A 25,910-nucleotide genomic window follows, 5' to 3' on the forward strand; every position below is an offset into this window, starting at 1 on the left:
CCCACAGCCCGGTGTGCCAGCGCCTCCACCTGGACAGTGGTCGTAGCCGGCCCGGCTCCCGCCTCGGATACCGTGTTCCTCTACGGGGTGCCATAACAGATGTGACGCCCCCCACCGGAGGTAGGTCAGCGTATGAGTTCAAAGCGCAGCAAGAATCCAGCCCTGCCCGTACTTGACGACGCATTCCGACTCGAGTCGGTCAAGGACGCCGAAGAGTCCACCCGTGACTTGGCCGCGCGGCTGGCCACCACCGAGCTGCGCCGCGTTTCCCACCCGGGCCGGGTCACCTGGGAGCCCACCGATCAGGCCGAGCCCGTACCGGTCCCGCCGACTGTGGTCGACGGTGACGGGGACCTGTGGCTGCGGGACCGGGGCACTGGAACCTGGACCATGCCCGAGTTCAACCCGAAGGAATTCCCGGCCCGCTGTGGCGAGGTTCTGACGTGGAACCAGCTTGCCCGCGAGTTCGGCCCGCTGACCGCACTGGCCGACGACCGCCGCATCGGCGGCGGCCGGCGCTGACCGCGCAGCCTTCTGGATGCCGCGCCCCTGAAGCGCCCGTTACGGGTAGCTGGGAGCTCCAGCTCACCGCCGAGCTCGACGATGGCGGCGATCAGGTGAGCGTGGTGGTGGCGTGCGACAGCCTCGAGCAGCGTGGTGCGGGCCTGGCGCCACCCGATGTCCTCGGTGCGGCCGGCGTCGGTGGACCAGCCGGGTAGCGGTTGGCCTTCAGCTGCCGTGGTGAGCGCGCGGCCCAGCTCGCCGATCGACTGCTGCCAGTCGGCCAACTGCCCGAGCAGGCCGCGCACCAGCTCGTCGACGGCGGCCGCCGGGCCGGCGCCGAAGGCCCGCGCTTCGGCGCCGGCCTCGGCGAGGACGTCTTCGTCCAGGTCCTCGAGGGCCTCACGCCACGGAGCGGCCGCAGCGTCGAAAGCGGCGGGCGAACACGGCAACGGGGTGCTGATGAGGATTCGTGAAAATGGCTCTGACCGGAGTTCCGTGAACGGCTGCTCGTGAGCTGACCACAGAGGGCTGATCGGTAGGATCTGCGGGTGATGAAGGAGCCTGTGGTCCAACTTTCAGAAGCGGAGTACCGCAACGTCTGGGACCGTTTCGACGCGGAGTTCGCCTTTCATCCCGGTATGAACCAGGCTAAATGGCCGGCTATCAAGGAGCCTCTCGACTCCGTTACCTGGAGCTTGGCCTCGTTGGACGACGACCCTGAATATGAGCGGCTCGACCGGCTCGTCGAGGTGGTCGAGCAGGGCCTTACAGCCTGCGTACCTCCGCAAGGCACGCTGTTCGCACTGGACTGGCAACACGCCTCGTTCCGATTCTCGCCTCACCTCGTTCGCGGCTCCGAACAGGAGCAGTGGCCCCTGAGCCCGTACCCCGATGGCGACTACTACATCTACCTGTCAGAGGACTTCCTGACCGGCAGCTTCGGTCACCCCTGGGAGGGGTCACTGTGCCTGTTCGGGCAGGGTCTCCTTGATGTCGCATCAGCGAAGATCGATGACATCCTGGGCTCTCCGATCCGCAGGTCTGGCCAGCATTCTCATCACGTATCGCGCGTCGATGGACTCAGGAACGCGCGAGAATCCGGGTCCGAAGAAGGGTGAACGAGGCTCGGCCGTACATGGCCCGCTTGATTGTCTTGACCCTGTTGACGTGGCCTTCGACGACGCCTGAGCTCCAGCTCAGGGTGAGTCCCGCGGTGACGGCGTCGAGGTCTTGGCGGAGGAAGCCTGCGAAGCCGCTGATTGGCTTCGGTGCGTCTCGCTCGGCCTGGCGGATCCACTCGGTGAGCAGGAAGCCGCGTCGGTGGCGGAGGAGTTCGGCGAAGGCTCGGGCAAGGTCGCAGGCACGGGCGATGTCGGGGCAAGCGATGCGTACTTCGAGCAGGCGGCGGTCGAGTTCGGGTGGGAGTGTGTCCTGCGGTCGCATGATCCAGCCGGTGATCTTGCGAGGGCTGGGGATGTCGGCGCGGACGGGTTCGGCGTTGCCGACGCGAAGGGCCGCGAGGTGTTTGCGGACGACCTGGCGACTGCCTCGGTAGCCGCGTTCCTGGATCTCCAGGAAGAGGCGGCTACCGCTGACCTGGCCGAGACTCTCGGTGAACCGGGTATTGAGGTATGGCTTGAACGGTTCCAGCACTCCTGCCGGGCGTCGTTCGTTGGCGGAGGCGAGCAACTGGTCGAGGTCAGTGTCGCGGAACCGTCGGACGGTCTTGCGGTCGAGGTGGAGACGACGGGCGATGGCGCTGATCGTCCAGCCAGCCGCAACGAGTTTCTGGACGTCGGTGTAGCGGTGCCGGGTCCGTTCGACGATCTGCGTCCGGGGTAATTCGTGGACTGGGACCTGTATGGGCGGTGGTGCCTCTCGGATGCGGCCGGTCTCCTCGTCGGCCCGTTTGCGCAGGCAGGCGCGGTGCTGGTGGCAGGTCTTCTCCACTGCGGCGGCGAGGTTTTGGAGCAGGTGCCAGCGGTCGGCGACTTCCACAGCGTCGGGGGCCGCTTGCTTGATTGCCCGCGTGTAGGCCGAGGCCCGGTCTCGGCAGATGATCTCGGCGCCGGGATGGTTGCGCAGCCAGGCGGCCAAGGTCTCGGAGGTGCGGTCGGGCAGGACGTCCACGACCTGGCCGGCCTCCACGTCGACCAGGATGGTTCCGTACGTGCGGCCCTTGCGAAAGGCGAACTCGTCGACGCCGAGGACCCGCGGGGACCGTTCCGGCGCCATCGGGGGCTCCAGAAGTCCCAGCAGCCGCGTCCGTCCTGCGACGAGATGCAGGCGACGGCACAACCGTTCGCCGGCCCGGCCGCCGAGCTCGACCGCGACCCGGCGGAGCCATGTCTTCAGCCCGAGGCTGGAGCGACGGTACCGCTCGCTCAGGCCACTGACCTGTTCGACGAAGGTCCGCCGCCGGCACGTGGCCCGGTCGCAGAAGAATCGTCGGACGCGCAGCCTGACCAGTAGCTTTCTCCCGGTCAAAGGCCGCTCGGCCAGGCGCCTCTCGTAGCAGGAATGCACCCGTCGAGCCCTGGCGTTGCATCCCGGGCATCTGGACGGCGGACCGCACGCAGCCGCCACGACGACCAGGATGTCCGCCGTGAACTCCACACCCTCCAAACGCACGTCGACATCCGGAAACAGCACATCATCCAGCGAGCAAACCCCCACCAGCAATGGATGCCCTGCCGGAACGTTCCTTCACACACCCCCTGACCTGGGGATTCACGGAACTCCGGTCAGAGCCGTGAAAATCCCCAGGGTCGCTCTTCCCCTCAGCTGGTTGGGGGTTGAACGTTCTGGGGAGCCTGGGGAGCCTGGGGAGGCAGCGCTGGACTGGCGCCCCGACTGGCTCGGCGGCGATGAGGTAGACACGCGGGTCCGGCTTCGCGACACCGATGTGGGCGGTGTTCACCACGGCGTCGGCGAGGACGTCCAGCCCCTGCCGAGCGAGATCCGAATCCAGCCGCGTGGTCGCGTTGGAGACCAGGGCGACGGTGACGGCCTTGCGGGCGCGCTTGAGCAGGGCGACGACCTCTTGATCAACGCGTGGCATGAGGTCGGACCAGGCGGTGACCACGGCGCGGGCGCGGTCCATCTCCCCGAAGCCGATCTCGCGATCGCCGAGGCCGCCGCCCGGCTCGTACCGCGTGCCCGGGTAGCCGGACAGGAAGCCCCTGCCAAGGCGGCCGCGGAGCCGGAAGAAGGCGCGGAGCACGTGCCGGATCGTGCCGATCCGTCGGCGGGAATCCCAGAGGCCGCTGGCACGTCCGCTCACGCACCGCTCACGCAAACGGCCCCGGACGCGGAGTCCGGGGCCGAATGGAGCGCCTTCCTGGGAAGAAATCCCAGGTCGGCGGCTTGCGTGCTGTGCCCTCGGCAGGATTCGAACCTGCGACACCCGCTTTAGGAGAGCGGTGCTCTATCCCCTGAGCTACGAAGGCGGGGGCTTGTCGGAAACGTTGCCGGAACCCCAGAGGGATCACGTGAGCTGCCTCGACAAACATGCTGGTCAGATGACGTGCATACACCCAGATGGAGATGCCCTCGCGGACACTTTCCCGGGCACACGCCTGGTAGTCGTCTGACCGCTGACAGCCTAGCGGATGGTGCTGGGAGTGGTCGCATGGATTGCCGTGGGAGTGGGCCTGAGGTGAAGGCATGGTCGTGACCTGGGGTTTCTGAGCGTCTGGGGTGGTAGATGCGGGCGGCGGGTCGACGCGGTGGGTTCGGATCAGGCCGGTGTTCTCGTCGGAGATTTCCACAGTGCGGGATTTCGAGGGCGCTTTGGGGACGGTGGCGTCCCCGACCAGGAGCTGGCGGCGCTCAGGTCGACTCCAGACCTTGGGGGCGTCCGCGGGGAAGAGTCCCATGAGCCTGCTGGCAGCCGGTGGGCCGTTGATGGTGGCTTCTTGCGCGGGCTGCCCTGGGTATGGCGACGGCCGCCCTCCCGACTACAGGAAGGCGGCCGTGTTGGCTAGTGAAGTCCCGTGCTACGGGGTCGGGGCGGGCAGTGTCACTGTGGCCAGGGACGGAATGGTCCAGCGTTGGGCGTCGTCTCCGTGGCAGTCCCACAGCCAGAGCTGGATGCCGGGTGTGGTGTTCATGTGATCCAGGTCGATGCACCGGCCGGAGGCCGGATTGTAGACAGAGCCGTCCGCGCGGGGGAGGAACGTCTGGTTGGGCCCTTGGTTGCAGGTCCACAGCTGTAGCAGGGTGCCGGCAGCTGTGGCCGCGCCGGTGGCGTCGAGGCATTTGCCTTGGATGCGAATGGTTCCGTCGCCTCGGATTTCGAAGTTCTGGTTGTCGCCACCTCCGCAGGTCCAGATCTCGATCTTGCTGCCGTCATTGGTGGAGCCGTGGTCGTTGTCCATGCAGTTGGCTGCTGCGGCGGTCAGCGTGATCGGGCTCTTGGTGCCGACTGCGGCGGGGGCGGCGGCGTACGGGTAGGTGGCGAAGTTGCTGACGCCGCCCTTCAGACTGTCCAGGGGCGCGCCGTTGGCCTTGTAGCGTCCGAAGACGAGCGAGCCGCTGGGGGCGGGGCTGGTCGAGGCCTTGTGCGTGCCGCTTCCGGCGAGCACGCCGTTGACGTAGAGGCTCATCAGGCCGCTGTCGGCGTTGTAGACGGCAGTCAGGTGGGCCCACGCTCCGGGGGTGAAGACGGCTGCGTTGTTGGTTGCGGAGGTGTAGTCGAAGGGATAGCCGTTGGCGTCCGCGTAGGCCAGGCCGAAGTGCCACTGGGAGGTGGATTCCTCGGCGTAGAGGCGGAACGAGCTGCCGCGCGTGAGGTCCTGGCTGGCGATGATGCTCATCCCGGTTCCAGGTTTGGCCCAGGTGCTGATGGTGAAGCTCTTGCGGGTGTCGATCACGGGGCCGGTCGTGGTGATGGTGGACTGGGCGCCGTTGAAGTTCGCGTACGGGGTGGAGCGGCCACCGATGGACTCTGTGGGCCAGGCGATGTTGGCAGCGGTGGCGGGGTAGTTGCCGACAGCACTCGGTGTCGTGGAGGTGCCGGCGGTTTGCCCGGCCAGCTTCCATTGCGCGGTCGGCTTGTTGAGGTTGCCGAGGGGGGTGGGCTTCGTGGAGAAGCCCGTGCTCGTGCCGGAGAACGCCACGAGTTGCTGGTTGCTGTCGATCGCCCAGAGATCGGCGCGGCCGTCCCCGTTGAGGTCCCCGTACGAGCCGACCTGCGGGTACAGCGCGGGGTCGAGGGTCGTGATCGCTGTAGCCGGCGTCTGGCCCGACGGCGGTGTCAGCTGGGTGGTGGGTACGCCTGCGGCGTTGAAGGTCAGTGAGTAGCTGTGGATGCGGCCCGTGATGTCGTCGCGCGCCCAAAGGGTGGGCGTCCCGCCGACCTTGCCCGGGGCGATGAGGGTGGTGCCCGACCAGTCGCCGGTGCCGAGCAGCATGCCTTGGCCGAGGCGGGAGTCACCGCTGAAAGTGCCGGGGTAGTACCAGAGGCGCTTGTCCTCGATGGTGATCAGGTCGGCGAGTCCGGCCGGGTTGTTGAAGCTGCCCGGGGCCAGTATCTGGGTGACCTTTGACCAGTCTGCCGGGTATCCGGTGCATGGGGCTGCCGTATTGCACGAGGGCTTGATCGGGATGTGCGTGATGTTGTCCGTGAGCGTGAAGCGCCCCGGAGTTCCGTTGCCGGAGGCGTCGTTGCCGTAGACGTACATGCTGTGGGTGGTTTTGTTGAAGGCGAAGATGTCGTCTACGCCGGACTGGCTGAGGCTGCCCCGGTGGGTGATGAGGTAGTTGTCCCAGCCCGTGTTCTGGTCAGGGCTCCTGTCCGGCGTGGATGCTGTGATGGGCGTCGCGGAGGCGTCCGTGTTGCCGGGGATGAGCAGGAGGTTTCCGCTGCCGGCCCGGTCGGGCCTGAGGATGTCCGGGATCCCGTCCCCTGTGACGTCTCCCGCGGTGACCGGCGTTGCCGGGTTCCAGGGGGCGTAGAAGCTGTAGGTGGCGGGGCCCGCGTTGTTGGCTCCGTCCACGGCCTGGACGTAGAGGGTGTGTGTGCCCCACTGCTGGGCGGTGAGGTTGATCGGGATGTTGGCGGTGGCGGCGCCGTTCGCGTCCGGTGTGACGGTGATCTGCTGGGCACCGGTCGGTGGAATGGCCGTATCGAGGGCGTACTCGAAGCGGCGGATGCCGCTGCTCAGGCACGCGGTGAGCTCACAGCCGGTGGGAAGGACGTCCGTGCTGGATACGGGGATGGTGATTCCCGTGTCGCCGGCGTGTGCGGTGGGGGTGCGGCCACTGCCGAGCGGAGGGAACGCCGTGGAGTCGCCGAACGCGGCGGCGGTGGGAAGCGTCAGGTCCACCTTGAAGCTGCAGTTCGAGGTCCAGGGACCGTCCAGGGTCCCGTCGTATGCCTTGACTCCCCAGCCGTATCGGTGACCGTCGGCCACGGCGACGTCCACGTTGGTCCGTGCCGTCGTGCCGGATGCCACGTAGGGGCTTCGGGGCTGGGAGACGGTCGCGGCACCGCCGCTGCCGTTGTTCTTCATGTTGTCCCAGACCTGGTAGACGGCCTGGAGGTTCACGCCCTCCATAGGTGTCGTCAGGCGGGCGTTGAGCGAGATGTTGCTCTTTCCACCGGTCGTGGAGGTGCGGCCGATCCAGCCGGGGGTACCGCTGTTGCAGGCCGCACCGGACGGGTTCGCGGAGTCGGGCGTAGTGCTGGGGGAGTCAGGCGCGGCCGGTGGGATGTCGAAGACCGTGGTGATGTACGGGTTGGTGCTGAACCGCATGAAGCCGTGGTTCGTCGCCGAGGTACTCGCGTTGCCGTAGAGCCCGAAGGTCCAGGTGTCCGCGTCCTGTGAAGCCACCTGCCGGATGCGGTCGGTGATGTCGAAGTTCGCGTACTTGTAGCCACAGTCGAAGTAGGCGCTGGAGATCTGCTGGGTGTCCACGGTGGCGATGACACCGGGACGGTTGCGCCAGTTGGTTCCGCTGTGGATGCGGTCCGTCTGCTTCACCGTGATGGGCCACGTGTTGGAGCAGCCGTGATCGGCCCCATAGGTCTCGGTCAAGTACAGAGTCGACTTCGAGATGACCATCTGGGGTGACAGCGCGCTCGTGTTGATCTCGAAGAACGACTCCTGCATGCCAAAACAGGTGGAGGAGTACTGTTGGTAGCCGACTCCCTCTCCGTTGGTTTGCGGCTTGTCGTAGGTGGTTGCGGTCTCGCAGCCCTGTTGGGCGACGACGAAGTGGCCCGTTCCCGACGTCACCGGATTGACGATGGGGTCGATGTAGACGGGATAGGTCGTCCCTGTGCCGGTGAGCAACTCCTGGTTGGGAGTGAGGGTCAGCGCGTCGGGCCGCGTCGAGATGCCGATCGGCTTGACCTGAGCACCAAGGCCGGGGCTACTGGCCGACGACCGGGTCTGCGGATCCTCCTGGGGAGGGGCAACGGGGCCCTCTCCGCCGGCAGCAGCCGCGTTGCGGAGGAGCACGGAGGCCTTGCCTGCTGCGGCTGCTTTCTGGCCCGGATCCGTACGGGAGTCCCACATGAGCGGTGTGGCGCTGGTGTACGCGGGGGTTCCGTCGGGAGCGGTGGCCTGGAAGTTGCCGGCGGCGTCGCTGCCCAAGGTCAGGCCGTCGGCCGTGGTCGCCAGACGCAGGCTGCGCAGCGCCGGATTGGCTGCCGCTTCGGCGTTATGGACGATCAGGACCTCGCTGAAGGCGCCCTGGTCGTTGACGGAGGCCTGTAGGTCGACTCCGGCGAAGACCTCCGGATACAGAGCGCTGTTGCCGGTGACCTTCGGGGCGGGCAGGGCGGTGGGGAAGGACAGCGTGATGCGACGGCCTTCGCCGTTGGTCAGTGTTGCGAGGGGGCCGGTGCCGCCTCCGGAGAGGGTCACGCCCGACGGTGTCGCGAGCGGGGTGTAGGTGCCGTCGACGTTCCGCTGAAGGGTCGCGTCCACCCCGGTCCACTTTCCGGACTTCAGGACGCGTACGGGCTTCAGACGGGTGGTCGTGCTCAGCGAGCCGTCAGGGTTCGCGACCGTTTCCGCGGTCGTAGTGGTCAGCGTGGTGACCGGGGCCGGCTTTCTTTCGGCCTTCGCGCGCTGGATCGCCCCGGGGATGGAACCAGCGGGTGGCTCAGCAGCCGCGGAGGCAGTGCCGGAGGGCGCGACAGAGCGCGTACCGGCGAAGGCGGTCCCAGGACCTGCGGCGAGCAGGCCGAGGGCAGTCATGAGAACAGCAGCCCGTCTAATGTCTGAAATTCGATGTTGCTGCATACGTGGTATCCCCCCACATGGCGCTTTTGCCGGATGGTTTCATCCAGCCAAGTTGCGAACGGAAATGGCCAAAGATGCGCAGTCTTGTGGCATGTTGAATTATCCGTTCCGGCTTTCTTGAGCCGAATCGACCGGCCTCAACGAGGTGCTATTGGGGCACACCCATCTAAAGGGTTGAGGCCTGATCCGCGAGAAGGCTATTGCGGTTCGAGTTGTCGTCGCAATACTGTTCCACTGATCTTGCAGGGCTGATTGCGGCTCTGTCTATTTCCGGTTCTTCTTGGACCGCGCACTTGGGGTGGGGACTGTCAAGGTGCGTTCATCGATTCGTAGATCTACCGGTATGCCCGTTAAGGGTTGGAGGCGTCGGGCCCTGTTCGTCACGGTGATGACGGCGGCGATGTCGCTTGTCGTGCCGCTGGCCAACGCCGACGGCATGGTCGGATACAAGTACACGGGCAAATCCTGGCCGGATGGCACATTGCCGGTTTTGCCCGTGGTGAAGGGCCACCCGGTCAAGGGTTCGGCCAAGCCTGCGGCTCCGCGTACTCCGCAAGGGGCGCGCGAGTTGCGCGCCCACGTGCCGAAGACCCCCAAGTGGTCGACGGCGGGCACGGAAACCGTCTCGGTGAACCAGCCCACGAAGGCGGCGTCAGGCTCCCTGCTGCGCTCGGACAGTGTCGGCGCGGATCCGGTTCAGCCGGTCCGGGCCGGAAAGTCGCCGGTCTGGATCGCTCCGGCCGCGCCTGCCGGGGCACAGGGCGTAGCGCGTTCAGCCGGCGGGGCGCAGAGCGGCCCGGCAGCGGACGGCCCGACAGCCGTTCGCGTGCAGACGGCGAGCCGTCAGCAGACCGAATCGGTGAACGTCAACGGCATGCTCATCGGTGTGGCGCCCACCGACGGCAAGGCAGTCGGCGGCCAGTTGTCAGTGGGCGTGGACTACGGCGAACTGGTCAACGCATATGGCGGCGGATGGGCATCCCGTCTGCATCTGGTGTCCCTGCCAGGCTGCGCTCTCACCACTCCGTCGGTTGCCGCCTGCCGGGTGCAGACCCCCCTGCAGACAGTCAACGACCCGACGAAGCAGCGGCTCACGGCCAACGTCGACATGCCGAGCAGCACGCCGCGGTTCAAGGATGCGGTCCTCTCCGGTGCGGCGACCCCGCTGATGGCCGCGTCGGCCGCGACTCAGGAGGTCGCCGTCGCGGCGGTGTCCGACACGGGTGGCTCGCAGGGCGAATACGCGGCGACGTCCCTGTCGGCGTCGGGATCCTGGGCGCAGTCGGCATCCGGTGCCTTCACCTACAGCTACCCGATCGCGGTACCGCCCTCGCTGGGCGGCACGGCGCCCTCCGTGGCGCTCACGTACAACTCGCAGTCCATCGACGGGAAGACGTCCGCGCGGAACTCGCAGTCCTCCTGGATCGGTGACGGCTGGTCGTACGCGCCGGGCTTCATCGAGCGCTCCTACAAGTCCTGCAAGGACTCGGGGATCAAGGACTCGGGTGACCAGTGCTGGGCCGGCTTCAACGGCACGCTTTCGCTCGGCGCGCACACCGGCCAGCTCATCCGCGGCAGTGACGGCGTCTACCGCCTGGCGTCCGACGACGGCACGAAGATCGAGCGGCTCAGCGGGGCGACGAACGGCCTGTGGGATGGCGAGTACTTCAAGGTCACCACGACCGACGGCACCGCGTACTACCTCGGCCTCAACCACGCGCCCGGTACAGCGGCGGACTCCGCGACCAACAGCGCCTGGGGCATTCCGGTATACCACCCCAAGTCGGGGGACCCCTGCTACAGCGCGGCCAAGGGCAACGCCTCCCGGTGCGACGAGCAGGTCGGGTACCGCTTCAACCTGGACTTCGCCGTCGACTCGCAGGGCAACGTCCAGCGGTACGACTACACGACCGAGTCGAACTACTACAACATGGGCTTTGGTCAGGTCGCCGCGAAGGGTGAGGGTGGCACCCTGACCCCGTACACGCGCTCGGGCGAGCTCACGCGCATCTCCTACGGCTACAAGCTCGCCGACGCCGTCGCCGGCAGGGACCCCGCGGCTCAGATCAACTTCGACACCAAGCAGCGGTGCACGACCTCCGACACCGTGTGCGCGGCCGGCAACCTGTCGAAGGACACGGCCAAGAACTGGCCCGACGTCCCCTACGACATCAACTGCCCCTCCACCTACAAGACCAAGGGTGAGGGCGACGACGTCTGCCGGTTCGGTTCTCCGACGTTCTGGTCCACGCACCGGCTGATGGGCATCAACACCAAGGTAAAGATCGGTACGGGTTGGCAGGACGTCGACTCGTACTCCCTCACGCACGTCTTCTCCGACGCCGGTGGCGTGATCGACCCGGTCACCGGGAAGACAGGCAAGCCGGACAGCGCCGGAATGCTTCAGTCGATCCTGTGGCTGTCCTCCATCCAGCACACCGGGCGGGACACCACCGGCGGTGGCAGCAAACCCCTCACGATGGACCCGGTCACCTTCACGGGCATCGAGATCGACAACCGCGTGGACGGGCTGACGCCGGCAGCGCCGGCGCTCTACCACCCCCGCATCTCGAGCATCCGTACGGAGACCGGCGCTTCCACGGCGGTCACCTACCGAGATCCCGAGTGCTCGCGCGTCAAGAACACGATGCCCGCGGCGGCGGACAACAACACGATGGCCTGCTACCAGGCCTACTGGGCCCCGTCCGGGGTGGCAAAGCCGATCGCCGACTGGTTCGTGAAGACCCTCGTCACCCAGGTGGTCACCAGCGACCTCACCAAGGCGGGCTCTCCTCACCAGGTCACCAACTACGAGTACGGCGGCGGCGCGGCCTGGCACCGGGACGATTCGGAGCTGACCGACGACGAGTACCGGACGTGGAACGACTTCCGCGGCTACCGCACCGTGACCACGAAGTCCGGCGTCGCCCCTGACCCGATCACGCAGTCCGTCTCGACGTACCTGCAGGGCATGGACGGCGACTACAAGAAGGACGGCACCCGGCGATCGGTCTCCTTGACCAACTCCCTGGGCGAATCCTTCCCGGACAGTGACTGGCTGTCCGGCGCCACGCTGGAGTCGCAGGTCTTCACGGCGGCCGGTGGGACCGTCACCTCCAAGACGCTCAACGGTCCGCTCACCACGAAGGTCACCTCAACTCAGAGCCGCACGGCCTGGACATCCAAGGTTCCCGCTCCGGCATCGTTGTCCACGCTGCCGGGCCTGGTTTCCCGGCGGACCACGGACGTGGCCAACCGGTCGATGGGACTCATGTCGACCGGGGCATGGCGCACGTCGAAAGTCGTAACCAAGTACGACGACCTGGGCCGGGTCCATCAGATCGACGACAAGGGTGACGTCGCCGCACCCGAACAGGAGAACTGCACCACCACGACGTACGCATCGGCGCCTGCGAGCAACCCGATGATGGTGACCCTTCAGAGTGAGGTCATCGCAGTGGCCGGCCCCTGCACCACGACGCCTGGTGCGGGTACGACCCTCAGCCACAAACGGTTCTTCTACGACGGCGACGGGTCCGTTACCAGTCCTGGCACGCACGGGCAGCTCGGGCAGACCTGGGCCTCGGACGGAAAGACCCATTCTGTCGGCCGGTTGACAGCGGCGCAGGTGGTAACCAAGTACGACGGCGCGGGGAATCCGGTCTTCCAGACCAACGGCGGTCTGACGTATGACGACTACGGGCGCGCCATCAAGCAGACCGACGCGGCTTCGCAGTTCACGACTATTTCGTACACGCCTTCCTCGGTGACCCTGCCGACCAAGGTCACTACGACGTACCCGCAGCCCTATGGCTGGACATCCACGATGGACGTGTCTCCGGCGCGCGGGCTGGATCTCCAATCTGTCGATGTCAACGGTCGCGTCACCGCCAGCACCTACGACACGCTGGGCCGCCGTACCGCAGTCTGGACACCGGGCCGGGACAAGGCCACGCAGACCCCGGACCGCAAGTTCACGTACACCGTCAGCGGGGCCGGCGACAGCCCGAACCCGCCGTCGGTCACCACGGAGACGCTCCGGGATAACGGAAGCTACGGCAAGTCCGTCACGCTCTACGACGGCATGCTCCAGGTTCGTCAGCAACAGTCGACGACCGCGAACAACTCCGCCGGCCGTCTGATCAGTTCGACCGCCTACGACAGCCACGGCTGGGCCGTCTCCAGCATCGCGCCCTACGCGGATCCGACCACCGCTCCTGGGACCACCCTGTGGGTCGAGGCCGAGAACACAGTGCCCAGCCAGGCCCGTCAGGTGTACGACGGCCAGGGACGTGTCACCGCCTCGGAGCAGTGGTCGAAGGGGGCCAAGCTCTGGCAGGGAAGCACGACGTACTCGGGTGTCGACAAGACCTCCACCACTCCGCCCAAGGGCGGGCAGGCCACGCTCACCTACACCAACGCCATCGGCCAGACGACGTCCACCCAGTCCCTGGACACCACGGCAGACAACAAGCTGACAGCCGGCAAGACCATTTCATCCGGCACCACCATTGATTCCCGGAGCGTCCGGCTCGTCATGCAGGCGGACGGCAACCTCGTCCTGGCCGCCATAACGGACGGCAAGACTCTCTGGTCCTCGGGCACTGCCGGCAACCCGGGCGCGAGTGCGACGGTCCGTGCCGACGGCAACCTCGTCGTCACCAGCATCACAGGAACCGTTCTCTGGTCTTCGGGTACGGGCACCGCCGGAGCCACGGGCGCTTACCTCCTCGTCAAGGGCGACGACACCGCCCAGATGTACGACGCCGCCGGAACCTCCATCTGGACGTCCGGGACCGCGGGCAAGGCCGCCACGGCTGACGCGACCACCACGTACTCGTACACCCCTGCCGGAAACGTCGCGTCCATCGGCGACACCGCCGGCAATAAGTGGACCTACACGTACAACCTGCTCGGCCAGAAACTGTCCCAGACCGACCCGGACACCGGTACCTCCACCACCGGCTACGACCTGTTCGGGCGAGTGATCCTGAGCACCGATGCGCGGGGCAAGAGCCTCTCCACCACCTACGACACCCTCGGCCGCAAGACCGGTGAATACGAGGGCACCAGCACCACGGACCAGACCAAGAAGCTGGCCGAGTGGACGTACGACACGCTCCTCAAGGGACGCCCGACGTCCTCGACCCGATTCGTGGGCGGAACAGCCGGCAAGGCGTACACGAAGAAGATCGACGGCTACACGACCGCCTACCAGCCCACGGGCACCACGACGGTCATCCCTTCCGACGAGGGCAAGCTCGCAGGGACGTATACCGCGACCGCCGAATACACGCCCACTGTAGGGCTGCTGAACTCAACGACCTACGGCGCCGACGGCGGCCTGCCGGCCGAGCGGATCGGGTACGGGTACAACCCGCAGGGCGGCCTCACCGGGTACGGATCCGCCACCACCCCGTACCTGAACAAGGCCATCTACACACCGCTGGGCCAGGTCATCCAGTCCACGTACGGTCCCTACGGAAAGCAGCTCCGCACCGCTCAGACCTACGACGACGCCACCGGCCGACAGGCCACCAACAGGGTCAGCCTGCAAACCGGCACCACTGGCGACGCGGTCGAAGACACCACCTATGCCTATGACGAGGCTGGCAACCTCACCGGAACGTCCAGCGTGCAGTCCAGCGGCGGATCGGCCACCGGCACGGACACGCAGTGCTTCCTCTACGACGGGCAGAACCGCCTGGCCCAAGCCTGGACGGACACCAAGGGTCTCGCGGCTCCGAAGGCCGGCCAGCTGTCCAAGTGCAACACCGCGCAGCCGACGTCCACGACGATCGGCGGACCGAACCCGTACTGGCAGTCCTTCACCTACAACCAGCTCGGCGACCGCACCCAGCAGGTCAAGCACGACCCCGCGGGCAACCCCCTCAAGGACGTCACCCAGACCAGCACCTACCCCGGCAGCGGCTCCACGCCGGCGGCCCAGCCGAACACGGCCACGTCCATCACCACCACGGGGCCCACCGGTACGACCACGCTGACCCCGCACTACGACTCGGTCGGCAACACGACCAGCCGTGACACCAAGGCCGGCACGGCCGCGACCACGACCCAGACGTTCACGTACAACGCCCAGGGCCGCACCGAAACGGTCACCACCCCCAAGCCGGGCGGCGGCACCCAGACCGCAACCTACCTGTACGACGCGGACGGCGGCCTGCTGATCCAGCGGTCTCCGGACAGCGACACCCTCTACCTCTTCGGCGGCACCGAACAGCTCAAGCTGAACAACACCACGAAGACGGTCGAAGGCCTCCGCAACTACACCAGCCCCGACGGCACCCGGATCACCCGCTCCTCCACCGGCTCCGTCACCTACCAGCTCACCACCCCGCAGAACACCTCCCAGCTCCAGATCGACGCAACTACCCTCACGGTCACCCGCCGCGCCTTCGACCCGTACGGAGCCCCGCGCGGCACCGCCCCGCCGGCCTGGGCCGACAACCGCGCCTACCTGGGCCAGCCAGTCGACCCCACCAGCGGCCTGAACCTGTTGGGCGCCCGCAACTACGACCCGGTCATCGGCCGCTTCCTCACCTGCGACCCGGTCTTCGAAGCCGGCGACCAGAACCAAATGGGCGGCTACACCTACGCCGGCGACGACCCCGTCAACATGAGCGACCCGTCCGGGCTATTCGTTGGCTGGGCCGACGTCGGCAAATTCCTCGCGGGGGTGGTCGACGGAGCGCTCGGAGGCATGAATAGTGTCAACCTCGGGTTTAATGCCCCCGGATTTCTGCTCAATAATTGCGTTGAGATTTATAACGGCAAGAATAAGAAATTCAACGACTGGACCGGCTACAAGGCGCCGAAGCGGCATGTACCAAATCTCTGGGGTGGCCGGCCGGCCGGTGAGCTCTTCAATATCGATCCGGACTCGAAGGCTTACCAGGCTGGCTGGTGGACTGGGCTCATCGGCTCGCTCTTCGTGGACGGCTACGGTGTGGGCAAAGTCGGGGTGGTCGCATACCGGGAGTATAAACTCGCTAAGGCTGATGGCCTCGGCGGAGGTCAGTCCCTCATCTCGGCACTGAAAAGCCTCATCGATGACACCCCCAAGCCCGCAGGCAAGGACACCCCGGCCGACTCCGCTCCGGACAGCACGTCGCCCAGCACCCCGGAATCAGGCACTGCGAAGGCTCCGGGCGGGGACGGGTCGTCCTCCGGGGCGGATTCGGGGCCCGGTCGAGGTCCCTGGCCAGCATCAAGCGATATACCAGGTCCAGCTGCCGGAAAGAACCTGAAGGCACCCAACGCGCGCCATACTGTTTCGGGGTCGGCCAGTGGCGAGGTGAGGGGGAACAACACTGTCATCCTGCGCGGCGAGATGGGCACCGTTAAGCAGGATGTCGCTGACATTGCCAGTGGGAAGGCGGCCTATATTAGTGAACTCGACCGCTACCAAGTGAACAATCGCCTATATGGTGTCGAGCACTCAGGGACGGTGTTCCCTGACTCCGGCCCTGGCTTCGTGAGTCTCGACAGGAATGAGTACGCTGCCCTGCAGCAGGTCGCCAAGGCGAAAGGTGACCTTAGTGCCGCGCCGCAGTTGAGCAGGAACCCGCGCTTCACCAACAATCCAGGAATCGTCGAGAAAGCGCTCGCCATCTACAACGGGACGTACAAGTGACGTACAACCTTCTCACGGTCGACGCTGTCAGGCCCACGGCCATGGCCGCCGCACTTGCCGCATGCCTCGGGACGGCAGCTAATGACGTGGAGATGGTCGACCCCGATGGCGACCCCGGTCTCCCGAACTGGGATGCGCCTGTCCTGTGCACTTACCAAGCGACCTTTGGCGACGTCGCGTGGTCGCTGGACATCTACATCCAGGACTACATCACCGTGCGGCCGACCGAGTCCGAGGTTGCCGCCGGACTCGCGCAGGCCACAGCGACGACGGTCCTATTCCCTGCCGTTGAAGCACCCCCCAGCGCATACTGGGCTGTGACGCCGGGAGGTCTTCTCACGCGTGCACGGCTCGAACCGTCCGATGACGAGCCCCCACTGCTTGAGGTGACCGCCGTCGAGGAGGCTGTTCCGCAGCTTCCGCGGGCGATCGTCACGCGTTTCGCAGAGATCGTACGGGAGCAGCGGCTGGCAAGCCCTGTAGCCGAGGCCTTCAAAGTGTCGGTGGAACAGCTACGGCGCACTGACTCGAACGGGGCTCGTCCCTCTCTCGATGACGGAATCGGCAGCATCCTCTGGGCTGTGCAGGACAACCTGGTCATATGGGAACGGGTTATCCGGCAGATGGAGTCCGGGTGGGCGCCGTCGGGTTGGTATCCGGCAGACCTCTACCGAGAACGACTGGAAGCCCGGGACGAGCTCGCCCGTATCGGTGCACGTCTGCCGGGTGAGGTCGCCGAGCTTCTTGATGGGGCTCTGGAGGATTTGGACTGCCGATTCGTCGCGGCAACAGACGGAGACGCGTCGGGGAGTCTTTACAGAGAGCTGATGGGTGTGTCCGTCGAACCGGGCATGGCTGGTTGGTGGTGGCAGCGCTGTCCGAATCCCAGGCCTTGGGCGCGAATGTGATGCGCACCGGCCCGTCCGGGCTGATCGAGTGCCAACTGTATTCAAGGCGGGGACCGGAGGCCGTCGAGCAGGGGCTGGGGAGAGGGCCCACTTGGTGGGTGATGAGTGACGACGACCCGTGTTGTGTACCTGTGACGGCTGGGCTCGAGTGATCACCCTGAATCGGCGCGGGCCCTCAATGTGCTGACCCACCCCATGGTGGCGCGGATGGCCGAGGCGCTGGTCGGGTGGGAGCGGGACCCAGGCGTCAAGCAGGTGGTCATTCAGGGGCCGGGGAGCGTGGGCTTTGTGGCGGTGGGGTGAGCTTGTTCCGCTTTGACGGACACCTTTGGTGTGGTGGTCAGGCGGCGAGGGCGGTCTCGTATTCGGCGGGACTGCGGTAGCCGAGGCTGCTGTGGAGCCGGTGCAAGTTGTACCAGCTCTCGATCCACTCGAATATCGCGGTGCGTGCGGCAGCCCGGCTCGGCCAGGGGTTGGTGTCGCCCAGCTCGTTCTTCAGGGTCGAGAAAAGCGATTCCGCGAGCGCGTTGTCCCAACATTGCCCAGTGCGTCCGACCGACAGGCGGATGCCGACCTCGGCTGCCAAGAGGGCGAGTTCACGGCTCGTGTACTGGGCGAGTTCAACCGATCGATGCAACACCGGGTTTTTGAAGTGAGCGTAGTTGCTCTTCGAAGACTTCGGCGGGTGTCTTCCACCCGAGGATCTTGCGGGGTCGGCTACTGAGTGCGTATGCGACGGCTTCGAGGTCTTCGGCGGACCACCGAGACAGGTCCGTGCCTTTCGGAAAGTACTGTCGCAGGAGCCCGTTGGTGTTTTCGTTCGTCGGTCGCTGCCAGGGCGAGTGGGGGTCAGCAAAGAACACCCGCGTCCCGCTCTCCATGGCGAACTGGGCGTGACCGGAGAGCTCCTTCCCGCGGTCCCAGGTAAGGGTCTTCCGTAGCTGCTCGGGCAACTTGGTCATCGACTCCGTCAGTGCCGCGTTCATCGCGACGGCCCCGTATCCGCCGAGCGCTGGCCCGTTCTTCACATACGGTTCCTCGCCCCAGCCGTCCAGCCGTGGCAGATGGACCAGGAGCGTGGACCTGCTGCTGCGCTCGACGAGCGTGCCGATCGCGGACCTACCCGTCCCGATGATCAGTCGGGTAGCGGGGACGCATTACTGCGTCCCCGCCCCCTCAGAACCGTGCAAGCAGCTTTCACCGCACACGGCTCAAGCAAGCCCCAGAGGCTCGTTGGCAGACAAAAGTGCTGGACTCGTCATCGCGGCGTCTCCATTCCGCCGTTGACAATGGGTGTGGAGGAGACGGGGTCGTTGACCGTCCGGCGTGCTCCCGTCCGGGAACGCGATGTATTGCTTGGAGATCGCCTTCCGGATGACAGCCCGCCATACTTCCCATTCTCCTGGGCTTTGTGGCGGGTGGTCGGCGTGCAGGAGGAGCCCTCCGCAGATCGAGCACCGGCCGTGCTGTGCCTGTAGTAGGCGCACGGTCATGGCATCGACCGGTAGAGGGGTTCCCTTGCGGCGCCGCTGAGCCCAATAGGATTCCAGGGCAGGATCGTCCGGGGACGCCTTCCCCTTGACCAGTTGGTGCCGGACTATCTTCGTCCAGGAGAACTTGAGCAGGTAGGCACCGCTGTCGCGGTCACCGAACACCCACCGGTCGTTCCTGGACCTGTTGAACCGGCCGAAGTACTTGTCGGATATCCAGTGCTTCGGCTTGTTCGGGTGGCTGTGTTTGGCCCACTTGTAAGCGAGCTTCCACATGTGATTGTCCAGCGCCGTGAAGATCTCGCTGGACACCACCGTCCGGTAGTAGGCCGACCAACCCCGCACGATCGGGTTGATCTTCTTGAGTACCGCACCGGCGTTGGCCCCTCGCAGAGCCACCATTTCGGTACTGAGCCGTTCCCGGATCCGTCGCTGAGCCGCTTTACTCGGCTTGATCAGCAGCTTGCCGTGATAGCGGCGGACGTTGAACCCCAGGAAGTCGAATCCGCTCTCCGCGTGGACGATTCGTGTCTTGTCCTCGTGGAAGGCGAGTCCCCTGGGCGTCAGCCATGCAGCCAGCCGTTCCTTGACCTGCTCGGCCTGTTCACGGCTGGTGCACATCGCGACAAAGTCATCTGCGTACCGCACCAGCACGGGGCTGCCGCTTTGCGCACTCCCGGCATCTCTGCCGGTGGTGTAATAGCGGACCCCTGCGGCTTCCTCCATTCCGTGCAGGGCCACGTTGAAGAGCAATGGGCTGATCACCCCACCCTGTGGAGTTCCCTCCTCGGTCGGGGCGAACCGACCGCGATCCACGACCCCGGCCTTCAGCCACTGACGGACCAGTCCCCGGGCGGGGAAGGTGCCGAGAGCGGCCATGAGCCGGCCGTGGTCGATACGGTCGAACGCCGCCGTCAGGTCCGCGTCGAGCACCCACGCACGCTGCGGGTTCTTCCCGTTGAGCGTGGAGTAGATGGCCCCGATCGCGTCGTGACAGCCACGGCCGGGCCGAAAGCCGTACGACTTCGGCTCGAACCGCGCTTCCCACTCGGGCTCCAATGCTCCCAATGCCACAGCTTGCAGGCACCGGTCAACAATCACGGGAATCCCGAGTCCGCGCTTCTTCATGGTCCCCGGTTTGGGGATGAACACCCGCTTGACGGGCTTGGGAATCCATGGTCGGGAACGGTGCTGAACCCAGTGGGCCAATGCGGCCTTGGACTGGGAAAGCAGCACTACCTTTCCGTCGACTCCCGCCGTCGCGCGTCCAGCATTGATCTCCGTGACCCGTCGCACGCTCAGGAGCGTGTTCGACCGGGACCGGAGCATCAACTTCTGCAAATTACGGACCTTCTTCAGATCCCCTGCCTGCGATGCCGTGAAGATTCTCTGCCGCAGACGCCGTACGTCCTCCTCGACCCGCCGCCAGTCAATCGACGCCCAGTCCAAGTCTTCGCCCTCGGGTCCGTTCACCGGTGCAGGAGCAGCCGGAAGGGCCGAGGCCAGCCCGTCCGCTATCTGCATGATGTCCAACTTGCCCCTCGGTTCCGTCGTCTTTGTCCAGTGATTCTGCACAGGCTCACCCGGCCCACGTCAGCACCCTTTCGGGTCCGGGCAGATCACCCGTATCCGGACGGTTATGCGAGGCGACCGGCGGAGAGTCCGATCTTCTGCCCCGGGTTTCCGTTTCCCTTCGGCTTCCGGCATTGGCTTCTTGGGCCGTCCTGTTCCCGCTGGGGAGTTGAGCCTTCCTTACGGTCGGCTGACCGGGCCAAAGCGGCCCGGACCCCAACGGGGTTTCCACGTTCCACACGAATGAGATACGACCGGGGTGGGTGCTCCCTTTACCCCGAGGCGGCGGTGTCCACCTGGCCGGAGTGACCTCTACCAGCCAGCGCCTGCCGCTTCTCGACGGCTAGCCATGCACCCCACTCACGCATTCCATCGGCGGGGCTTGGGATCACGAGGCATCATCGGGAGTTCATGTACTTCACCCGTCCGGTCTTCCCCTTGCCGGTAACTCCCGGATGGAACGGAAGTTCTTGGGCTTTCCCCTGAGCTTCGCACCACTCCGTTACCGGCATCGCACGTCAAGGGCGGGGACGGGTCACACGGACACGGACCCGTGACTGCACCTACAGCTTCATCAACTGCCTCTCCAATCGGTCAGTCCACTCAAATTCGTGCAACTTCGTGTCGCACGGTCGCCCTCCCAATGGCCAGGGACAGCACGGTCGTCGGCCTCGGCCGGGCGCTCACTCAAAACGACGTCAGCGGTGACGTGGCCCTGCCGCTTGTTTCGGGACCGAGTCCTTGGCTCCCGCAACGCACGGCCCGTGCGCAGACACGTGACCAGCTCGCGCTTGAGCGCGCCCCGGCCCTCGATGAACAGCGACTGGTAGATCGCCTCGTGGCTGATGCGCATGGACTCATCATCAGGGAAGTCGACCCGCAGCCGGCGCGCGATCTGCTCCGGACTCCATGCCGTCGACCACCGCCTGTCCTGGCGGCGGGGCTTGTTCAGTCCCTTCCACGGTGCCGTCGCAGGACCTGAAACGATCGTGCCGTCGGGCCGACGGATGTCACCGGCGAGCCGGTCCTGCACGTACTCACGTAAACGGTCGTTGTCCACGAGCTTCGCCGTCTTTGGGCGCTTCGCGGCCTGCTGCGCCTTCCACTGGGCTACCACGGCGCGGTAGACCGGCTTGCCGCTCCTGGTCGCGGCGTTGCGACGCAGTTCGCGAGAGATCGTTCCCGGGGCGCGCCCGATCGTGCGGGCGATCTCACGCACGCTCTTGTCCTGAGCTTTGAGCAGTGCAATCTCCTCACGCTCGGCGAACGACAGGTACCGGCCCGAGGGCTCGTCCAGACTCAGCGGCGCCATCCCGCCAGCGTGTCGGAACCATCGGATCCCGACCGGTGCCGACACCCCGACCCCCTCGGCAGCCTGGACAGAAGTGATCCCCGAGGCGATCAGGCGCCAGAAGTCTCGTTGCACAGCACGCGATGGCTCAGGCCGGCCCGGTGAGCGCATCGGCGGCCGCATCGCCCTATCCGCAGCCCACTGCCGACGCACACCGGATGGCGGCTGCGACCCTTGCTTCCTCGGCAGACCCATTACACACCTCCATGATCACGAGGTGTTGCGACGACCAGTTGAATTCACCCTGACAGCCGCGGTCGGAATGGAAGATCACCGGACCGGCCGGCCGCCGGGTTCGGCAGGCGGTCCGCAGTGCGTCGGCGACGAGCTCGGTTCGCAGGTGGTCGGCCGTCGCCCAGCCGACGACACGGCGTGAGGCGATGTCGATCACGGTGGCCAGATAGAGCCAGCCCTCACTTGTGGCGACATAGGTGATGTCCCCGCACCAGCGGGTGTCGAGAGCTGCGAAATCGGGCTGGAAGTCACGAAGAACCAGGTCAGTTCGGGTGGACGCGTGTGGGTCGGGAATGGTGGTGCGGTGCCGGCGTCGTCGGTGCCTACCGGTCAGGCCGGCCAGCCGCATCAGCCGTGCGACCCGGCGGCGTCCGCAGCCGGCGCCCTCGCGCTCGAGGACGGAGTGAACGCGCGGGGCACCGTAGGTGCCACGGGACTGCTGGCGAACAGCGGTGATCTGTTCGGTCAGCTCGGCGTCCCGCACCGCCCGGAGGCCAGGGGTGCCAGTGCGGCGGGCGTAGTAGGCGGTCCGGGAGACCTTGAGGAGTTCACACGCCCTTTTGACGTTGTGACCTGCGGTTTTCTCCGCCTCGATGAACGGGTGCACGTTCACCGGGTCTCCGTCGCGAAGAAAGCCGTCGCGCGCTTGAGGATTTCGACGTCCTCCCGCAGCCGGCGGTTCTCCCGCCGCAGTGCGGCCAGTTCCTCGTGTTCGCTGCTGGTCAGACCGTCCCGTTCGCCGGCGTCGACCTCGGCCTGCCTCACCCAGCTCCGCACCGCGGTCTCGGTCAGCTCGAAACCCCTGGCGACCTGGCCAACCACGCGGTCGCCCCGCCGGCACAGCTCGACGATCTCTGCCTTGAACTCCGGCGTGAACGAGCGGCGAGGACGCGCCTTCTTCTTCCCCATGCTCTCCATGATGAACATCATCCTTCCGGGGCTGAAGCCCCTGATCTCAGATGTCCGTCAAAGCGGATCAAGCCCACGATCACGCTGAGACGGTTTGACGAACAGGGTTCGTGGGTTCCAGTAATTCCGGCGAACAGCATCTGGCGATAGTGGCGCGTCGGCGGTCAGGGTTTGATCCAGTGGCCCTTTCTCAGGGACGGGATGCTGAGGAGCAGGGCCAGCGTCGGGACCGCCGCGTACCAGGCGAAGCCTTCGCCCGGGCCGAAGACGTCGATCAGTTTGCCCAGCGCGAGGTAGCCGCAGCCGATGAGGAGGGACTCCACGAACGTGATCATCGAGAGCAGGCTCGCGCGGTAGCGCGACGGGACCCCCTCGTTGAAGACGTTGTCGACCACGACCGCCGTGATGTCCGGGGCGCCCACCGCCAGGAGGAAGACGGCCACCGTCAGCCAGACCAGGCCCAGGCCGCTCACGCCCAGGGCCGCCGCGAGGACCAGCAGGGTCAGCGGGACCAGCAGGTGTACGCCGAGGCGGCGGTCGGCCCGGTCGGCGAGGAGCGGGGCGAAGCCGCCGATGAGGAAGCCCGCCGACATGACCACACTGACCAGGGTGGTGGCCAAGCCCTGATCGCTGAGCGCCTCCTGCGTGAAGATGAAGTACGGGGTCATCGTGGCGTGCATCAGGCCCGAGACGACCACCAGGGAGGCCAGGCGCGGGGTCAGCGCGCGCAGGACCGCCGCCGTGCCCAACGGGGTCGCGCCGTTCTCCGACGCGGAGTCCTCCGGCTCGTCCAGCTCCGCGGCCTCCTTCCCGCCCATCTCCGGCACCCGGGCCAGCAGGACGCACGCGGCCAGCACGAGCGCGCCGGCCGAGGCCAGGTACACCAGCTCCCAGGACAGCTTCTGCAGGCTGCCGCCCAGTGCGATGGCCAGTGCCATGGTCGTGGCGCCGAAGGTGGCGTAGCGGGACTTGACCTTGATGTAGTGGGTCTGGGCGCCGCGCCGCTTGAGCAGGTCGTAGAGGAGCGCGGTGTCGGCCCCGGAGACGAAGGCCATGCCGATGCCCTGGACGGCGAACAGCGCGATGAACCACGGGAAGCCCGTCAGGGCCACCTGGCCCACCAGGCAGGCGGCGATCAGGCCCTGGCCGATCACGATGCTCGCCCGCCGGCCCACGCGGTCCGCGACGAACCCGGTCGGGACCTCGGCCACCGCGCTGATGATGTAGAGCAGCGTCTGCAGCAGCGCGATCTGCGAGATGGAGAAGCCCTGGTGGGCCAGGTAGAGGACGAACACACCGCGCTGGAAGAGGGAGTTGGCGAGGATGGCGTACGCGTAGAAGGGCAGCGCCACTCTTCGGGCCGACTGGAGGGACGACGAGTCCTCAGTGGCCCCCGGCGGGGTTCCCGCGGGTGTTCCCGGGGATGTTCCCGGCGTGGTGCCGTCGTCCTGCGCGATCTCGCTCGAATCCGTGGTCAACGTGCCGTCTCCAGTCCGACAGAGGCTCCGCGGCTGCCCAGCAGCGACTTCACCCGTAGATAGGCCTCACGATCGGGCCCGTCCTCACTGAACAGGCCCGCGACGAGGAACGGTACGAGGTCCGGCGAGAATCCGTACGCTTCCCCGGAAGCCGCGCCCCCCGCCGCGCCCAGGTCCTCGTACAGGCGGACGGCGCCCTGGCTGAAAAGCGTCGGCACCGCCTGATGCCGCCACAGGCGCGGGAGGACGAGCGAGGCCTCGAAGCCCGTGCACGCGCCCTGATACGCGGTTTCGCCGGCGCTCTCCGCCGCCGTGAACACGCTGATCGGGCGGCGGGCGGGGACGAAGGGGTGGTCGTATCCGTCGGCTTCCTCGGCTCCCTCGGCGCCGCCGAGGATTTCGGACGCCGTGATCGCGGCGATCAGCGGGCTGTTGTGGAACCCGTCCCGGTACGTGCCGGTCGCGATGTGGAGGCCGTCCAAGGGGCCCCGCCCGATCAGCGGGAACGTGTCGAGCGACACCGGCCGGTTGCCCACGCGCCATTCCATGATCTCGGAGAAGGCGAAGCCGTTGTTCAACTGGTCGATCGCGCACTGCAGGAGGAAATGGCTGAGACCCGCCGACGGGAGCGTGCGCGGAGTGGCGAAGACGACGTTGGTGGCGCCCAGGTAGTCGCGTCCCCCCGGGAACGGGACGGCGTGCAGCCCGCACGAGCCCGCCCGGTTGACGCTGCGCACCACGTGGTGGAAGGGCGTGGCGTCCGAGCGATGGGTGACCGCGGCGATCCCCGTGCCGGAGAAGACGGGCTGTACGTCGTCGGGCCCGAGCACGGTGTCCAGGAGGGGAGTGGTGAACGCCCCGGCGGCCACGAGCGTGGTGCCCGCGCGCACCTGGTCGCCGTTCTCCAGCACGGCGCCCGTCACCTTGTCACCGTCGCGCGTGAGCGCGCGGGCGGCGTACGGGACGAAGCGCACGCCCCGCGCGTCGAGCGCGGCCCGCACCGCCCCGTACACCGCCGCGCTGTCGGCGGCGCCCTCGTCGGGGAGGAACAGGGCGCGCAGCGGCCGCGCGGTCGGGGTCGGGTCCAGGCCCGCGATCGAGCGCGGGCTGATCAGCTCGTGGGCCTCGCCGTACTTGGCGACGGCGTCGAGCATGGCGTCGAAGTTCTCCGAGTCCAGCTCGCCGGAGACGGCGTTCTCGATGACGACCGTGCCGGAGACGGTGTGGGGCCGGTCGTGGCCGGACGCCTCGCCGATCCGGTCGAGCCAGGAGGGCCAGAGGGCCAACGCGTCCCGGCACATGGCGAACTTGGCGCGCGAGGCGTCGGAGCGCAGCGTGTACTTGGTGATTTCGGCGAAGCAGTTCAGCATCGCGCCGGAGGCCGGCGTGGCCGCGCCCGCGCGGTCCTCCGGGCCGATGACGGCGACCGACAGGGAGGCGTCGCGGGCGGTCAGCTCGAAGGCCGTGGACAGGGCGAGGATGCCGTTGCCGACGATGGCGATGTCTGCCGTGATCAAGTCTCTCTCGTTTCCTCGGTCGATGGTCGGACGGGGAG

Annotated in this window: 13 protein-coding genes, 1 tRNA gene and 4 pseudogenes; 6 read left to right on the plus strand and 12 right to left on the minus strand. The window is 66.8% G+C overall.

The window, feature by feature from the left end; all coding sequences use genetic code 11:
• Positions 1-132: 132 nt before the first annotated feature.
• From DRB89_RS08025 to DRB89_RS08035, 3 genes are all read left to right on the plus strand, one after another.
• On the plus strand, positions 133-522 hold the full coding sequence (locus tag DRB89_RS08025; RefSeq protein ID WP_030722049.1) for a hypothetical protein: 390 nt from the start codon (positions 133-135) through the stop codon (positions 520-522).
• 200 nt (positions 523-722) lie between these two features.
• Positions 723-977 carry a hypothetical protein gene (locus DRB89_RS08030; protein ID WP_112446602.1) on the plus strand — a complete coding sequence of 85 codons (255 nt, stop codon included), beginning with the start codon at positions 723-725 and terminating at the stop codon, positions 975-977.
• A 78-nt stretch (positions 978-1,055) separates the two neighbouring features.
• Positions 1,056-1,622, plus strand: a complete 567-nt coding sequence (locus DRB89_RS08035) for a DUF2716 domain-containing protein (RefSeq protein WP_112453170.1) — start codon at positions 1,056-1,058, stop codon at positions 1,620-1,622.
• Here the strand turns inward: DRB89_RS08035 and DRB89_RS08040 are convergent.
• From DRB89_RS08040 to DRB89_RS08055, 4 genes are all read right to left on the minus strand, one after another.
• Positions 1,585-3,180 carry an ISL3 family transposase gene (locus DRB89_RS08040; protein WP_239516755.1) on the minus strand — a complete coding sequence of 532 codons (1,596 nt, stop codon included), beginning with the start codon at positions 3,178-3,180 and terminating at the stop codon, positions 1,585-1,587. The two genes, DRB89_RS08035 and DRB89_RS08040, sit on opposite strands and share 38 nt — an antisense overlap.
• The gene (locus DRB89_RS08045) at positions 3,158-3,727 is read right to left on the minus strand and encodes an HAD family hydrolase (RefSeq protein WP_112446600.1); all 570 of its coding nucleotides are present in this window, start codon (positions 3,725-3,727) and stop codon (positions 3,158-3,160) included. Before DRB89_RS08045 ends, DRB89_RS08040 begins: the two co-directional genes overlap by 23 nt.
• A 153-nt stretch (positions 3,728-3,880) precedes the next feature.
• A tRNA-Arg gene (locus tag DRB89_RS08050) sits at positions 3,881-3,953 on the minus strand.
• A gap of 549 nt (positions 3,954-4,502) precedes the next feature.
• Positions 4,503-8,714: a LamG domain-containing protein gene (locus tag DRB89_RS08055; RefSeq protein ID WP_162688498.1), complete on the minus strand. Its 4,212-nt coding sequence runs from the start codon at positions 8,712-8,714 to the stop codon at positions 4,503-4,505.
• A gap of 433 nt (positions 8,715-9,147) precedes the next feature.
• Here DRB89_RS08055 and DRB89_RS08060 point away from each other — a divergent pair, with 433 nt between their 5' ends.
• The 3 genes and pseudogenes from DRB89_RS08060 to DRB89_RS44335 all read left to right on the plus strand — a co-directional run.
• Positions 9,148-16,413, plus strand: coding sequence for an RHS repeat-associated core domain-containing protein (locus tag DRB89_RS08060; RefSeq protein WP_162688499.1), 7,266 nt, complete (start codon positions 9,148-9,150; stop codon positions 16,411-16,413).
• On the plus strand, positions 16,410-17,321 hold the full coding sequence (locus tag DRB89_RS08065) for a hypothetical protein (RefSeq protein ID WP_112446597.1): 912 nt from the start codon (positions 16,410-16,412) through the stop codon (positions 17,319-17,321). The genes DRB89_RS08060 and DRB89_RS08065 overlap by 4 nt, the downstream gene beginning before the upstream one ends.
• A gap of 118 nt (positions 17,322-17,439) precedes the next feature.
• Positions 17,440-17,620, plus strand: a pseudogene (locus tag DRB89_RS44335) (enoyl-CoA hydratase/isomerase family protein); the annotation flags it as partial.
• Between the two features lie 41 nt (positions 17,621-17,661).
• Here DRB89_RS44335 and DRB89_RS08075 read toward each other — a convergent pair.
• From DRB89_RS08075 to DRB89_RS08110, 8 genes and pseudogenes are all read right to left on the minus strand, one after another.
• Positions 17,662-17,892, minus strand: a pseudogene (locus DRB89_RS08075) (integrase core domain-containing protein); the annotation flags it as partial.
• Between the two features lie 49 nt (positions 17,893-17,941).
• Positions 17,942-18,460 (minus strand): annotated as a pseudogene (locus DRB89_RS08080) (IS30 family transposase); the annotation flags it as partial.
• A gap of 72 nt (positions 18,461-18,532) precedes the next feature.
• Positions 18,533-20,335: a group II intron reverse transcriptase/maturase gene (gene ltrA / locus DRB89_RS08085; protein ID WP_112453169.1), complete on the minus strand. Its 1,803-nt coding sequence runs from the start codon at positions 20,333-20,335 to the stop codon at positions 18,533-18,535.
• A gap of 679 nt (positions 20,336-21,014) precedes the next feature.
• Positions 21,015-21,695: pseudogene (locus DRB89_RS08090) on the minus strand (helix-turn-helix domain-containing protein); the annotation flags it as partial.
• A 166-nt stretch (positions 21,696-21,861) separates the two neighbouring features.
• Positions 21,862-22,581 carry an IS3 family transposase gene (locus tag DRB89_RS08095; protein WP_162688500.1) on the minus strand — a complete coding sequence of 240 codons (720 nt, stop codon included), beginning with the start codon at positions 22,579-22,581 and terminating at the stop codon, positions 21,862-21,864.
• Positions 22,578-22,877 (minus strand): transposase, encoded by a 300-nt coding sequence (locus DRB89_RS08100; protein ID WP_162688501.1) that lies wholly within the window; start codon positions 22,875-22,877, stop codon positions 22,578-22,580. Before DRB89_RS08100 ends, DRB89_RS08095 begins: the two co-directional genes overlap by 4 nt.
• 164 nt (positions 22,878-23,041) lie before the next feature.
• Entirely contained in the window at positions 23,042-24,355 is a 1,314-nt protein-coding gene (locus tag DRB89_RS08105; RefSeq protein ID WP_343234498.1) for an MFS transporter, read from the minus strand.
• Positions 24,352-25,872, minus strand: coding sequence for an FAD-dependent oxidoreductase (locus tag DRB89_RS08110; protein WP_162688502.1), 1,521 nt, complete (start codon positions 25,870-25,872; stop codon positions 24,352-24,354). Before DRB89_RS08110 ends, DRB89_RS08105 begins: the two co-directional genes overlap by 4 nt.
• Between the last annotated feature and the right edge of the window lie 38 nt (positions 25,873-25,910).

The sequence above is a fragment of the Streptomyces sp. ICC4 genome, from assembly GCF_003287915.1.
Lineage (GTDB): Bacteria > Actinomycetota > Actinomycetes > Streptomycetales > Streptomycetaceae > Streptomyces > Streptomyces tritrimontium.

Excerpts from the sequence above, each read along its gene's own strand:
- DRB89_RS08035 (WP_112453170.1), top strand. The coding sequence starts at position 1,056 with ATGAAGGAGCCTGTGGTCCAACTTTCAGAAGCGGAGTACCGCAACGTC.
- DRB89_RS08025 (WP_030722049.1), top strand. The coding sequence starts at position 133 with ATGAGTTCAAAGCGCAGCAAGAATCCAGCCCTGCCCGTACTTGACGAC.
- ltrA (WP_112453169.1), bottom strand. The coding sequence starts at position 20,335 with ATGCAGATAGCGGACGGGCTGGCCTCGGCCCTTCCGGCTGCTCCTGCA.
- DRB89_RS08055 (WP_162688498.1), bottom strand. The coding sequence starts at position 8,714 with ATGACTGCCCTCGGCCTGCTCGCCGCAGGTCCTGGGACCGCCTTCGCC.
- DRB89_RS08100 (WP_162688501.1), bottom strand. The coding sequence starts at position 22,877 with ATGGGGAAGAAGAAGGCGCGTCCTCGCCGCTCGTTCACGCCGGAGTTC.
- DRB89_RS08060 (WP_162688499.1), top strand. The coding sequence starts at position 9,148 with ATGACGGCGGCGATGTCGCTTGTCGTGCCGCTGGCCAACGCCGACGGC.